10 protein-coding genes, 4 tRNA genes and 1 riboswitch are annotated in these 13,342 nt (G+C 58.4%); of the genes, 11 read left to right on the top strand and 3 right to left on the bottom strand.

The annotated features are described in order from the left end of the window. Positions 1–75 precede the first annotated feature (75 nt). On the bottom strand, positions 76–585 hold the full coding sequence (locus tag CD58_RS21930; RefSeq protein WP_025215101.1) for a 6,7-dimethyl-8-ribityllumazine synthase: 510 nt from the start codon (positions 583–585) through the stop codon (positions 76–78). Between the two features lie 101 nt (positions 586–686). After that, positions 687–854: riboswitch (FMN riboswitch) on the bottom strand. 252 nt (positions 855–1,106) lie between these two features. Here CD58_RS21930 and ltaE point away from each other — a divergent pair. The 7 genes from ltaE to CD58_RS21895 all read left to right on the top strand — a co-directional run bounded on the left by ltaE (position 1,107) and on the right by CD58_RS21895 (position 7,069). Then, on the top strand, positions 1,107–2,111 hold the full coding sequence (ltaE, locus tag CD58_RS21925) for a low-specificity L-threonine aldolase (RefSeq protein WP_025215100.1): 1,005 nt from the start codon (positions 1,107–1,109) through the stop codon (positions 2,109–2,111). Between the two features lie 146 nt (positions 2,112–2,257). Further along, positions 2,258–4,879: an alanine--tRNA ligase gene (gene alaS / locus CD58_RS21920; protein WP_025215099.1), complete on the top strand. Its 2,622-nt coding sequence runs from the start codon at positions 2,258–2,260 to the stop codon at positions 4,877–4,879. An 89-nt stretch (positions 4,880–4,968) separates the two neighbouring features. Continuing rightward, positions 4,969–6,210, top strand: coding sequence for an aspartate kinase (locus CD58_RS21915; RefSeq protein WP_025215098.1), 1,242 nt, complete (start codon positions 4,969–4,971; stop codon positions 6,208–6,210). A gap of 184 nt (positions 6,211–6,394) precedes the next feature. Next, positions 6,395–6,583, top strand: coding sequence for a carbon storage regulator CsrA (gene csrA / locus CD58_RS21910; RefSeq protein ID WP_003178872.1), 189 nt, complete (start codon positions 6,395–6,397; stop codon positions 6,581–6,583). Between the two features lie 62 nt (positions 6,584–6,645). Further along, positions 6,646–6,736, top strand: a tRNA-Ser gene (locus CD58_RS21905). Positions 6,737–6,843: 107 nt separating this feature from the next. Continuing rightward, positions 6,844–6,920: transfer RNA gene (locus CD58_RS21900), tRNA-Arg, on the top strand. A 72-nt stretch (positions 6,921–6,992) separates the two neighbouring features. Further along, positions 6,993–7,069 (top strand) — tRNA-Arg (locus CD58_RS21895). Between the two features lie 40 nt (positions 7,070–7,109). Here the strand turns inward: CD58_RS21895 and CD58_RS21890 are convergent. Then, complete coding sequence (locus CD58_RS21890; protein WP_025215097.1) at positions 7,110–7,613, bottom strand: hypothetical protein; 504 nt, start codon at positions 7,611–7,613, stop codon at positions 7,110–7,112. A gap of 322 nt (positions 7,614–7,935) precedes the next feature. Between CD58_RS21890 and mgtE the strand changes: the two genes are divergently transcribed. Beyond that, entirely contained in the window at positions 7,936–9,378 is a 1,443-nt protein-coding gene (gene mgtE / locus CD58_RS21885) for a magnesium transporter (RefSeq protein ID WP_025215096.1), read from the top strand. 125 nt (positions 9,379–9,503) lie between these two features. Here the strand turns inward: mgtE and CD58_RS21880 are convergent, their stop codons facing one another. After that, positions 9,504–9,830, bottom strand: coding sequence for an Arc family DNA-binding protein (locus CD58_RS21880; protein WP_025215095.1), 327 nt, complete (start codon positions 9,828–9,830; stop codon positions 9,504–9,506). A gap of 526 nt (positions 9,831–10,356) precedes the next feature. Between CD58_RS21880 and CD58_RS21875 the strand changes: the two genes are divergently transcribed. The 3 genes from CD58_RS21875 (at position 10,357) to CD58_RS21865 (ending at position 13,000) form a co-directional block, all read left to right on the top strand. Beyond that, a tRNA-Arg gene (locus CD58_RS21875) sits at positions 10,357–10,433 on the top strand. A gap of 274 nt (positions 10,434–10,707) precedes the next feature. Next, complete coding sequence (locus tag CD58_RS21870) at positions 10,708–12,315, top strand: tetratricopeptide repeat-containing response regulator (RefSeq protein ID WP_025215094.1); 1,608 nt, start codon at positions 10,708–10,710, stop codon at positions 12,313–12,315. Further along, a complete protein-coding gene (locus CD58_RS21865; RefSeq protein WP_025215093.1) occupies positions 12,308–13,000 on the top strand; it encodes a sensor histidine kinase in 693 nt (230 codons plus the stop codon). Before CD58_RS21870 ends, CD58_RS21865 begins: the two co-directional genes overlap by 8 nt. Positions 13,001–13,342: the final 342 nt, after the last annotated feature.

The raw sequence follows: 13,342 nt of genomic DNA, 5'->3' as shown, positions 1-13,342 counted from the left end.
TTCCAGTCGAAGTTGAAGGTGACTGATACGCCGTCATCGCGAGCAAGCCCGCTCCCACAGGTTTTTTAGTGGCTTTTAGACCGCTACCGCCCGCTGCTCACTACGACGCAGCGCTCGGGTCTTGTGCAGGGTGTCGGCACAGGTCTTTGCCGCTTCCTGGCCCTTGTGCACAAAATGCTCGAAGAAGAATTTCTGATGCTCTTCCCCGGCATGGAAGTGATGCGGCGTGAGTACGACCGAAAACACCGGTACTTCGGTTTCCAGTTGAACCTGCATCAAGCCGCTGATGACCGATTGGGCGACGAACTCATGACGGTAGATGCCGCCGTCCACCACGAGGCCGGCGGCGACGATGCCGGCGTAACGGCCTGACTTGGCCAGCAGCTTGGCGTGCAGCGGGATTTCGAAGGCGCCGCCGACTTCGAAGAAGTCGATATCGCTTTCCTGATAGCCCTGGATGAGCATTTCAGCGACGAAGCCTTTACGGCTTTGGTCGACGATTTCCTTGTGCCAGCAGGCCTGGATGAACGCGACGCGCTCGCCCGGATGGCTTTTGATTTTGCTGTCGATTGCAGTGGGTTGCATGTTCTGGTTCCTGTTTGTGTGAAAAACAGGGCGTCATGAATCGAAGGGGATTCGAGGGTACGCCGCGTACAAGACAGTCGCAGTCGGCCCTTGGGTACCAATCCCGTTCTCTCTTCATCCGGACTATGACCGTCGGCCCCGGAATCACACCGGGTCTGCTGACCTTGCCGTTACACATAAAAAACCGTGTACCGCCAAGCGCTCGCGGGCTATGCACATTGCGTGCAATTACCGCCGGTGGGGAGTTGCACCCCGCCCTGAGAACGTTTTGCCGCCATGGTTTGTGGCAGCGGGGGATTTTTAACACATATCCCCCTGTGGGAGCGAGCTTGCTCGCGATGGCGCCTTTGCAGCCAGCATCAAGGCAAGCTGAACCACCGCTATCGCGAGCAAGCTCGCTCCCACAGGAGTTCTGGATAATCTTCAGGCTTTCCTTCGATCAGGCTTGATTATTCACCGCTATGCCCGCAGTAATTGCCCTTCGAAAGGGAATTCCCCCACCAGAACCCGAGGCCAGATTCATGAGCGTTATCGATCTTCGCAGCGACACGGTCACCCAGCCCACCGCCGCCATGCTGGATGCCATGGCCAGCGCGCCTACCGGCGACGATGTGTATGGCGAAGACCCGACCGTCAATCGTCTCGAGGCCGAACTGGCCGGGCGCCTGGGGTTCGCGGCGGCGCTGTTCGTGCCGTCGGGCACCATGAGTAATCTGCTGGGGTTGATGGCCCATTGTGAGCGGGGCGACGAATACATCGTCGGCCAGCAGGCCCATACCTATAAATACGAAGGTGGCGGGGCGGCGGTGTTGGGGTCGATCCAGCCTCAGCCCCTCGAGGTGCAAGCGGACGGCTCCCTGGACCTGGCGCAAGTGGCTGCGGCGATCAAACCCGATGACTTTCACTTTGCCCGCACCCGCCTGCTGGCCCTGGAAAACACCATGCAGGGCAAGGTCCTGCCGCTGGATTACCTGGCCCGGGCCCGACGTTTCACCCAGGAGCATGGCTTGGCCTTGCACCTGGACGGCGCGCGGCTGTACAACGCCGCCGTCAAGCTGAATGTCGATGCCCAGGAAATCACCCAATACTTTGATTCAGTCTCGGTGTGCCTGTCCAAGGGCCTCGGCGCTCCGATTGGCTCGGTCCTTTGCGGCAGCGCTGAGTTGATCGACAAGGCGCGCCGGCTGCGCAAGATGGTCGGCGGCGGCATGCGCCAGGCCGGGATCCTGGCGGCGGCGGGGTTGTATGCCCTGGAGCATCAGGTCCAGCGCTTGGCCGATGACCACGCCAATGCCCAGCGGCTCGCCGAGGGCTTGCGTGCGGCGGGTTACGAGGTCGAGCCGGTGCAGACCAACATGGTGTATGTGCAAATGGGCGAGCGGGCTGAGGCGATCAAGGCGTTTGCCGCCGAGCGGGGCGTCAAGCTCGTTGCAGCGCCACGCCTGCGAATGGTGACGCACATGGATGTGAGCGCGGCGCAAATCGACCAAGTGATCGCCACTTTCGTCGACTTTTCCCGTAACTGAGCCATCTAGCGGTCCAATTGACAGTTTCTATCGCATAAACACGCTGTACCCCACGCGAAGGGCCGATATAATGCGGCCCTTTGCCGTTGCTTCGTCTGTTGACGTTTTGCACAGGCCTTTGGCCGCAGCCTCCGTGGAAGAACCTAATGAAAAGCGCAGAAATCCGTGAAGCCTTCCTTCGCTTCTTCGAAGAGCAAGGCCACACCCGAGTAGCCTCCAGCTCTTTGATCCCGGGCAACGACCCGACCCTGCTGTTCACTAACGCGGGGATGAACCAGTTCAAGGACTGTTTCCTGGGCCAGGAAAAACGTGCTTATACCCGTGCGGTAAGCAGCCAGAAGTGCGTGCGTGCCGGCGGCAAGCACAACGACTTGGAAAACGTCGGCTATACCGCTCGTCACCACACTTTCTTCGAAATGCTGGGTAACTTCAGCTTCGGTGACTATTTCAAACGCGACGCCATCACTTTCGCCTGGACCTTCCTGACCTCCGACAAGTGGCTGAACCTGCCCAAGGAGAAGCTCTGGGTAACGGTCTACGCCAGCGATGACGAAGCCTATGACATCTGGACCAAAGAGGTCGGTGTCCCGGCCGAGCGCATGGTGCGTATCGGCGACAACAAAGGCGCGCCTTACGCCTCCGATAACTTCTGGACCATGGGCGACACCGGCCCGTGTGGCCCGTGCACCGAGATCTTCTACGATCACGGCGCCGACATCTGGGGCGGCCCACCTGGCTCGCCGGAAGAAGACGGCGACCGTTACATCGAGATCTGGAACAACGTGTTCATGCAGTTCAACCGCACCGCCGATGGCGTGTTGCATCCGCTGCCAGCGCCGTCGGTCGACACCGGTATGGGCTTGGAACGGATCAGTGCGGTGCTGCAGCACGTTCATTCCAACTACGAAATCGATCTGTTCCAGAGCCTGCTGAGCGCTTCGGCCAAGGCCATCGGTTGCACCAACGACAACCAGGCTTCGCTGAAAGTGGTGGCCGACCATATCCGTTCTTGCGGCTTCCTGATTGCCGACGGTGTGCTGCCGTCCAACGAGGGCCGCGGCTATGTGCTGCGCCGGATCATTCGTCGCGCCTGCCGCCATGGCAACAAGCTGGGCGCCAAGGGCAGTTTCTTCTATCAGATCGTCGCGGCGCTGGTCGCCGAGATGGGCGAGGCCTTCCCGGAGCTCAAGTCCCAGCAGGCGCACATCGAGCGCGTGCTCAAGGCTGAAGAAGAGCAATTTGCCAAGACCCTGGAGCAAGGCCTGAAGATCCTCGAGCAGGACCTGGCCGAACTCAAGGGCGACGTGGTACCGGGCGATGTGGTGTTCAAGCTGTACGACACCTACGGCTTCCCGATGGACCTGACCGGCGACATCGCCCGCGAACGCAGCCTGACCCTCGACGAGGCAGGTTTCGAGCGCGAGATGGAAGCCCAGCGGGTGCGTGCGCGTTCCGCCAGCTCCTTCGGCATGGACTACAACAGCCTGGTCAAGGTTGACGTGGCCACCGAATTCACCGGTTACGCTGGCACCACCGGTTCGGCCAAGATCGTTGCGATCTATAAGGACGGGCAGTCGGTCGACATCCTGAGTGAAGGCCAGGAAGGCGTGATCGTGCTGGACAAGACGCCGTTCTACGCCGAATCCGGTGGCCAGATCGGTGACAGTGGTTACCTGCAGGCCGGCAGCTCGCGTTTTGACGTGCGTGACACCACCAAGACCGGCGGCGCGTTCCTGCACCACGGCGTGTTGGCGTCGGGCAGCCTGATGATCGCCGCCCCGGTGGCCGCTCATGTCGACGCCGAGGTCCGTCACGCCACGTCGCTGAACCACTCCGCCACTCACTTGCTGCACGCTGCACTGCGTCAGGTACTGGGTGAGCACGTCCAGCAGAAAGGCTCTTTGGTGGACAGTCAGCGCCTGCGCTTTGACTTCAGCCATTTCGAAGCCATCAAGCCTGAGCAACTCAAGGCGCTGGAAGACATCGTCAATGCCGAGATTCGCAAGAACTCTCCGGTAGAAACCGAAGAAACCGACATCGAGACCGCCAAGCAGAAGGGCGCGATGGCGTTGTTCGGCGAGAAGTATGGCGACAGCGTGCGCGTGCTGAGCATGGGCGATTTCTCCGTGGAGCTGTGCGGTGGCATCCACGCCAACCGGACCGGCGACATCGGCCTGCTGAAAATCATCAGTGAAGGCGGCGTGGCGTCCGGCGTGCGGCGTATCGAAGCAGTCACCGGCGCTGCGGCCCTGGCGTACCTCAACGCCGCCGAAGAACAACTCAAGGAAGCGGCGAGCCTGATCAAGGGCAGTCGCGACAACCTGATCGACAAGCTGTCGGCTGTGCTGGAGCGCAACCGTCTGCTGGAAAAACAACTCGAGCAGTTGCAGGCCAAGGCCGCCAGCGCCGCGGGCGACGATCTGTCGGCCCAGGCCGTGGACGTCAAGGGCGTGAAAGTACTGGCCGTGCGTCTCGACGGCCAGGATGGCAAGGCACTGCTGGCGCTGGTCGATCAGCTGAAGAACAAACTCGGCCGCGCAGTGATCCTGCTCGGCAGTGTCCATGAGGAAAAGGTCGTTCTCGTCGCAGGCGTGACCAAAGACCTGACTGGCCAACTCAAGGCCGGTGATTTGATGAAGCAGGCCGCTGCGGCAGTGGGCGGTAAGGGTGGTGGTCGTCCAGACATGGCGCAAGGCGGCGGTACCGACGCCGGCGCACTGGACGCGGCACTGGCCCAGACCGTTGCATTTGTAGAGCAGGGTATTTAAGACAGCGTTCCGGGCTTGCGGTCTAGTGGCGAGCCCGGCCGCTGTTGAGTGATTATTGGGCGCCCTTCATGGGCAGAGGCGGCTTTGAAATGGCTTTGATCGTACAGAAATTTGGAGGCACCTCGGTCGGCACTGTCGAGAGAATCGAACAGGTCGCCGACAAGGTTAAGAAATTCCGTGAAGCGGGCGATGACCTGGTGGTTGTGCTGTCGGCAATGAGCGGCGAGACCAACCGTCTGATCGATCTGGCCAAGCAAATCAGCGGCGACCAGCAACCGGTTCCTCGCGAACTGGACGTGATCGTTTCCACCGGCGAGCAGGTGACCATTGCCTTGCTGGCCATGGCGCTGATCAAGCGCGGTGTGCCGGCGGTGTCCTACACCGGTAATCAGGTCCGTATCCTGACAGACAGCGCGCACAACAAAGCGCGTATTCTGCAGATCGACGATCAGAAAATTCGCGGCGACCTGAAGGCGGGCCGCGTTGTAGTGGTCGCCGGTTTCCAGGGCGTGGACGAGCACGGCAACATCACCACCCTTGGCCGTGGCGGCTCCGACACCACTGGCGTGGCGCTGGCAGCGGCCCTCAAGGCTGATGAATGCCAGATCTACACCGATGTGGATGGGGTCTACACCACCGATCCACGGGTGGTGCCTGTGGCCCAGCGCCTAGACAAGATCACGTTCGAAGAGATGCTGGAAATGGCCAGCCTCGGCTCGAAGGTGTTGCAGATCCGGGCGGTTGAATTCGCTGGCAAGTACAACGTTCCGCTGCGCGTTCTGCACAGCTTCAAAGAGGGTCCGGGCACCCTCATTACTATTGATGAAGAGGAATCCATGGAACAGCCGATCATTTCCGGCATCGCTTTCAACCGCGATGAAGCCAAGCTGACCATCCGTGGCGTGCCAGACACCCCCGGCGTGGCGTTCAAGATTCTCGGCCCGATCAGTGCCGCGAACATCGAAGTCGACATGATCGTGCAGAACGTCGCGCACGATAACACCACCGACTTCACCTTCACCGTGCACCGCAACGACTACCAGGCCGCAGAAGCTGTATTGAAGAAGACGGCTGGCGAGATCGGTGCCCGGGAAGTGGTGGGTGATACCAAGATTGCCAAGGTTTCGATCGTCGGTGTCGGCATGCGCTCTCACGCAGGCGTGGCCAGCCGCATGTTCGAATCCCTGGCCAAGGAAAGCATCAACATCCAGATGATCTCTACCTCGGAAATCAAGGTTTCCGTGGTGATTGAAGAGAAGTACCTGGAACTGGCCGTACGCGCCCTGCATACGGCTTTCGAACTCGACGCTGCTGCCCGCCAGGGCGAATAAAGCGTTGCCTTGAGGGCGCGGTCATACCGCGCCCTTTGTTTTTTTGAATGGCGCGTTCCAAAACTGTTCTTTTGCCCGCGCTGGTCAATACTAGGCCTGTAGGCTGCGACCGTTTCGGTTGTCGGTCCAATGCCTTTTTTTTGCAGACTGTTGTCCCTTAAGTGAATCGCGTGAGGAGAAAGGTATGCTGATTCTGACTCGTCGGTGCGCAGAAAGCCTGATTATCGGTGATGGCGAAATCACCGTGACCGTGCTTGGCGTCAAAGGAAACCAAGTGCGTATTGGCGTCAACGCCCCGAAAGAGGTCGCTGTGCACCGGGAGGAAATTTACCTGCGTATCAAGAAAGAGAAGGACGACGAACCAAGCCATTAATTTTTATCGATTTTTATGTTTGCAAACGGGGATGAAGGTGGTTAATATACGCCCCGTGTTGCGGAGAGCTGGCCGAGTGGCCGAAGGCGCTCCCCTGCTAAGGGAGTACACCTCAAAAGGGTGTCGGGGGTTCGAATCCCCCGTTCTCCGCCATTATTCGTTTAGTGCGTCAAAACCCGGCTTGTTCAGTAAGTGATTGAATTTACAGAATAAAGCGCTTTACAAAAGGATTTGACGACCTATAATGCGCGGCAACAAATGCACTCGTAGCTCAGCTGGATAGAGTACTCGGCTACGAACCGAGCGGTCACAGGTTCGAATCCTGTCGAGTGCACCATTTAAGAGTTGTTTGCAGCAATGCAAATAACTTGGCTTCAACCAGTTGTGATCTGGTATAAAACCACAACTTGCACTCGTAGCTCAGCTGGATAGAGTACTCGGCTACGAACCGAGCGGTCACAGGTTCGAATCCTGTCGAGTGCACCAAACACCAAAAAGCCCGCGTTTAACGCGGGCTTTTTGCTGTCTACGATTTGCCTTTTACACACCCTCTTTCATCAAACACGATCTCGGCGCTGCGGCCTTTCTTCGCCTTGTAGGTATACCGTGTGCTCGAATTGCGGGTCTTGATTGAGTCTGGCTTACCCAGGGCGCTCTCTACGTCCTGTTGGCTCATGCCGGTGACGACTCGCTTGTCCATGATCGCTTCGCGGCGTTGTCTGGCACTGATCAGATTCCCGCAGCGGTCTTCGAACTGGCCGACCACAGTCGGTTCCTTGCGTTTGGTTTTGTTGCTGGATGTTTGCCGAAACTCCGCTTCGGGCAGCATTGAATGGGTCTTTGGCTCGGTTGTACCCACGTTGAAGGGATGGATTTCCTGAAGCGACAGATCCTCTCCTGGTGCACAACTCAACGTCGTGAATGTCACGTGCCCTGCGTTATTTTCACAGCGATGCACGGTCTGCCCGGCGGCCCACAAGGGCAGGCAGGGCAGGGCGGCGAGTAAAAACAGATAATGGCTGACAGACATGCGGGTGTCCTCCTTGACGATGAAGAGGAAAAGGCTAGCCGCTACATTTTTGCCGGGGCGTGTGTTTTCTTTTCAGGATAAGTCGTCGTAAAAACACAGGTTCAGCCTGCGTTCAGGTTTGTCTCGCAAGCGCTTGTTCTTGCCGTGATTTTTTAACGTTTTAAAGCTTCAAGCGGTGTATCATTGCGCCCGTCAGCCCCGCCGGGGCTTTGGAATATATCCATGGACTTACCCAGTAGTTACTCAAAATTTTGCTTTGCCAATCATGAATTAACTGATTGATCCTTCCGGCGTGCTCCACTGCTGGGAGTGGAGTTCGCCTATGACCCAAGTAGAAGTAAAAAAAACGCAGGAAAGCCTTCAGGACCGTCTCGCTCAAGTCGTTGAGCTGCTGCATCGGCAGCGGGTCGTTGAAGACCTGACGCATCGCCAGGAAGGCGCGCATCAAGACCGGGTCGAGAACCTGGTCCATCGGCAGAACCTCGTCGAGTTGCAACGCAAGCTCGATGATCTGCACTCCGCCGACGTCGCCTACATTCTTGAAGCCTTGCCACTGGAAGAGCGTCTGACGGTCTGGCAGTTGGTCAAGGCCGACCGTGACGGTGACATCCTGCTCGAAGTGTCCGACTCGGTTCGTGAAACCCTGATCGCCGACATGGATGATCACGAGCTGTTGGCAGCGGCCAAGGAGATGGACGCCGACGAGCTCGCCGACCTGGCGCCCGAACTGCCACGGGACGTCGTCCACGAACTGATGGAAACCCTCGACGGCCAGCAACGTGAGCGTGTGCGCTCGGCGTTGTCTTATGACGAGGAGCAGGTCGGTGCGCTGATGGACTTCGAGATGGTGACGATCCGCGAGGATGTCAGCCTTGAAGTGGTATTGCGTTACCTGCGCCGTCTCAAGGAGCTGCCGGGCCACACCGACAAACTCTTTGTAGTCGATTACGACGGCGTGCTGAAAGGCGTGCTGCCCATCAAGCGTTTGCTCGTCAACGATCCGGAAAAGCAAGTGGCCGAGGTCATGGCCAGCGATCCGGTGAGCTTTCACCCGGACGAAGACGCCTATGATGCGGCCCAGGCGTTCGAACGTTATGACTTGATTTCTGCACCGGTGGTCGACAAGAACGGCAAGCTGATCGGCCGTCTGACCATCGATGAAATGGTTGACCTGATTCGTGAGGAAAGCGAAAGCGAAGTCCTCAACATGGCCGGTTTGCGCGAAGAAGAAGACATCTTCGCGTCGGTCTGGAAATCCCTGCGTAACCGTTGGGCCTGGCTGGCGATCAATCTGATTACGGCTTTCGTCGCCTCCCGGGTCATCGGCCTGTTCGAGGGTTCTATCGAGAAGCTGGTGGCGCTCGCGGCGCTGATGCCTATCGTCGCCGGGATTGGTGGTAACTCCGGCAACCAGACCATCACCATGATCGTCCGTGCCATGGCGCTGGATCAGGTCAGTACCGGCAACACATCGCGACTGATGCGCAAGGAACTGGCCGTGTCCTTGATCAACGGTGTGATTTGGGGAGGGGTGATCGGTGTGGTGGCTTATCTGCTCTATGGCAGCTGGTCACTGGGGGTGGTCATGACCGCCGCGATGACACTCAACTTGCTGTTGGCGGCGTTGATGGGGGTACTGATTCCCATGACCCTGGCCCGCATGGGACGTGACCCTGCCATGGGCGCCAGTGTGATGATCACTGCCGTGACCGACAGCGGCGGGTTCTTTATTTTCCTGGGGCTGGCGACGATTTTCCTGCTCTGAATCGCAGATCAAAAAGGCCCGCCTATCTGGCGGGCTTTTTTATGGGGGTTCGAAAACTCAGTTCGAGGCCAAACCCCAGGCAAAAAAAAGCCAGCACAAGGCTGGCTTTAAGATCTTGGGTGCGATCAGGACGCGTCTGCGGCCATTTCTACATCATGGGCAATCAGCGAAACAAGAGCGTTCTGCTGGCGATGGGAGAGTTGTCGGAAGCGTTGCAGCAGCTCGCGCTCGTGTAATGACAGCTCCGGGCTGTCCAGGCGCATGCTGAGCTCTTCACCCAACGCGCCTTCTTGAATAAGGCTTTGCTCAAGGCGCGCGATGATTTCAGAGTTCATGCTGCGGTGATGATTGCGAGCCACCTCGGCAATGCGTTCCCGCATTCCGTCTGGCAGACGTACGACGAACTTGTCAGCCGTACGGCTGGAATAAACTGCCTGTTTCAATGGGCGCATATATTTAACCGGTTAGTTCAGGGGAGCGGTTCTCGGGATTGGCCGCGGGATGTCGATAGGACAAGGCCCGTAACCAAATGTTCAACCTGAATTGTTAAGAGGCCCGCATCATGCCTCAAAATTGCCAGATCATTGGCGCCAATTCTGTGACAAATATTGATCCGGGTAAAGGCGTTATGCCAGTACCCTTCATCAAAAAATGCGGACTGGTTTGAAAAATCAACAGGTCTGCATCTGTGACCATCGCATCGTGTCTATGTGCCATACCGTCCGGCGGATAATCGGAACAGGGCAAAGGCGTTCGCGTCCTTGGTTTGTATAGGATAGTGGCAATTGGCCGATTTACTAGCGTGAACCCTCCAGAGGTAGATGAGTGGCAGTCGGATGCGTGGTCTTTTCGGCCTGTGATACGGGCGAGTTGAACCATTTGCCTACACTTAAAAAGCCATGGACGACATGACAAACGCAGGGCCGACCGTTAACATGCACGCCGTCCTTCGCACCGCGGTTCTCGTGGTCGACTTGTGTCTCAGTAGCTCAATTGGATAGAGCATCCCCCTCCTAAGGGGAAGGTTGGCAGTTCGAACCTGCCCTGGGACACCATATTTCCTGACGCCAACCCTGCCCAATCTCTTCCATACTCTCTGCTTAACGGAACGCCATTTGCGGCCGATAACCTGATGAGCCCTGTTTTCTCCGGCGTTTCGGCGCGCAGGAACGGCTCGCAATGTGCGCCACGACACAGCCAGGGCAAGAGGTTCGGAAAACCCTTGATCGGGAGTGGCTGGTGGCTATCATCTGCGCGCCCTGCGGGCTGTGACACGGCGTTTCGTTGTTTTGCCATTGGGTTATCTTCTTACTTGCCTGGACATCCTCGATGCTGGCGTACCACCAAAAAAGTTTTCTGATCGTCGATGATTTCTCGGATTTCCGCAGCTCCGTTCGGTCCATGTTGCGTGAGCTGGGCGTCAAGGATGTGGACACCGCTGATACCGGTGAAGTGGCGCTGCGCATGTGCTCGCAGAAGCGCTATGACTTCATCTTGCAGGATTATCACCTGGGCGACGGCCGCAAGAACGGTCAGCAGGTGCTTGAAGACCTGATGGTCGAGAAGCTGATCAGCCATGAGAGTGTGTTTCTCATGGTGACGGCTGAAAGCAGCCAGGCAATGGTCCTCAGTGCCCTGGAGCACGAACCCGATGCCTACCTGACCAAACCGTTCAATCGCTCCGGCCTGGCTCAGCGGCTGGAGCGACTCGAGCAGCGCAAGACTTTGCTCAAGCCGATCTTGCAAGCCCTTGATCGGGGCAAGCCAATGGACGTGCTCAATGCCTGCATCGCCCTGTGCAAGCAGGACCCGCGCTACGGGCCGTTGTGCCTACGTTATCGGGCCGATGCGCTGCGCGACCTGAATCAGAACGAAGCCCTGGAGCGTCTGTACAACACCATTCTGGCCGACCGACCGTTGCCGTGGGCCTATGTTGGCCTGGGCAAGTTGATGTTCAAGCGCGGGCAAGTGGGGCAAGCCAAGGCCGTTTATGAAAAGGCCTTGAAAGTATTTCCGATGATGCCTGCGTTATACGACGGCATGGCCGAAGTGCTGGTGGCCGAAGGCGACACGAAGCAAGCGCAGCACGTGTTGGAAGAAGCCGTTCGCCTATCGCCACTGGCGGTGCGACGGCAATCGCTGTTAGGCAAGCTGGCGATGACCAACGAGGATTACGAGACGGCGTCCAAGGCCTATCGCCAGGCGGTCGGGCAGGGCGCGCAGTCGCGCTTCAAGGATCCGGAAAGCAACCTCGGCCTGGCCCACGCACTGATCAGCAAGGGCAGTGAGAAAGGTCTGGATACCCGCACCCGGCTCGAGATCAATACGACCCTCAGCGCCGTGGCGAAAGAAAACCTCAACGACCCAGGGCTACAGGTGCGGGCGCGGCTGATGAAGGCCACGAGCCTGCTGCTCAATGACGCCGAAACCGCCGAAAAGCTCACTGAACAGGCCATGCAGCGTCTTGATGGCATGGAGCAGTTCATGAGTGCCGAAGCCGCGTTGCTGGTGGCCAAGCAGCTGCAAATGCTCGGCCAGGCCAGTGCCGGCGAATCGATGCTCAAGAACTGCGCGGAAATCTACGGCGACGACCCGACGGTGATGCAAGGCATCGCCAAGCTGACCGATGATCCGAACATCCTCAATCAAGGCAATGCCGCCGCCGAGCTGAACCGCGACGGCGTGCGCGTCTACAAGACCGGCGACTTGCCGCAGGCGCGGGACCTGTTCCGCCGCGCCCTGAAGCTGCAACCGAAGAACATCAGTATTGCCCTGAACATGGCGCAGTCCCTGCTGCATGGCACCGATACCAGCGTGGAGTCGGAGCTGCTGCAGGAATGCCGCGCCTGCCTGAAACTGGTGGGCATGATGCCCGATACCGATGCGCGTTTTGCGCGTTATCAGAAACTGCGAAGCAAGGCATTTGGCGATGAATGACAGCGAACAGGCACTCGATTTTTCCACGGTGATCGCATCTACCGTGCACGACATGAAGAACTCCCTGACCTTGCTCATGCAGGCGCATACGCAATGGCTCGAGCGTTTGCCCGATCCCGAGCGGCAGAGCTCGGAGCAGGGCGTCATGGAGTTCGAGTTCGCTCACCTCAACGGCTTGCTCGTGCAACTGCTGGGGCTGTACAAACTCGGGGTCAACCAGTTGCCGTTGCATCCGGCCTACCATGAGCTGGATGACTTCATCGAGGCGCAACTGGCTGGCCATCAGGAGGTGTTCCGTAGCCGCGGGATCATGGCCACCTACGAAGTCGATCCGCTCAGCCCCTTGGGCTTTTTCGATCGCGAGCTGATTGCTTCGGTGCTCGACAACAGCATCAACAATGCGATTCGCCATGCGCGCCAAACGTTGCTGATCAGTGTGAGCGACGAGGCCGGGCAACTGGTGCTGACCATCAATGATGACGGCGAAGGTTATCCGCCGGAGATGATCGAGCGTCAGGCCGACTATGTGCAGGGCATCAATCACAGCAGCGGCAGCACCGGGCTGGGCTTGTACTTTGCAGCGCGGATTGCCGGGCTGCATCAGCGCGGCGGCGTGTGCGGGCGCACTGAGATTGCCAATGGCGGAGTGCTCGGCGGTGGGGTGTTCCGGCTTTATCTGCCCTGAACCAGCCGTGCGCAAATACCCTATCAACACAAAACCTGTGGGAGCGGGCTTGCTCGCGAATGCGGATTGTCAGTTAGCGAATGTATGACTGATACACCGCATTCGCGAGCAAGCCCGCTCCCACACTGGATCCTGATTTCCACTCTCCGGGTTTATTGTCTCGGGGTGCTTGATATTCCGAACAGCTGAAGCCTATTTTGTACGGGTTGCCGTTCGCGGCTCGCACATAACAAGGATTGCGTCATGACGACCGATGGCCAGCGTTCACTCGCGCAGCGACTGACGGGCATTGATGAGATTGAATGCGTTACGCCGGATTTGAATGGCGTGCCGCGCGGCAAG

Source organism: Pseudomonas brassicacearum, from assembly GCF_000585995.1.
Classification (GTDB): Bacteria; Pseudomonadota; Gammaproteobacteria; order Pseudomonadales; family Pseudomonadaceae; genus Aquipseudomonas; species Aquipseudomonas brassicacearum_A.
Note: the sequence above shows the minus strand (reverse complement) of the source record. Positions and strands in the feature narration are given on the sequence as shown.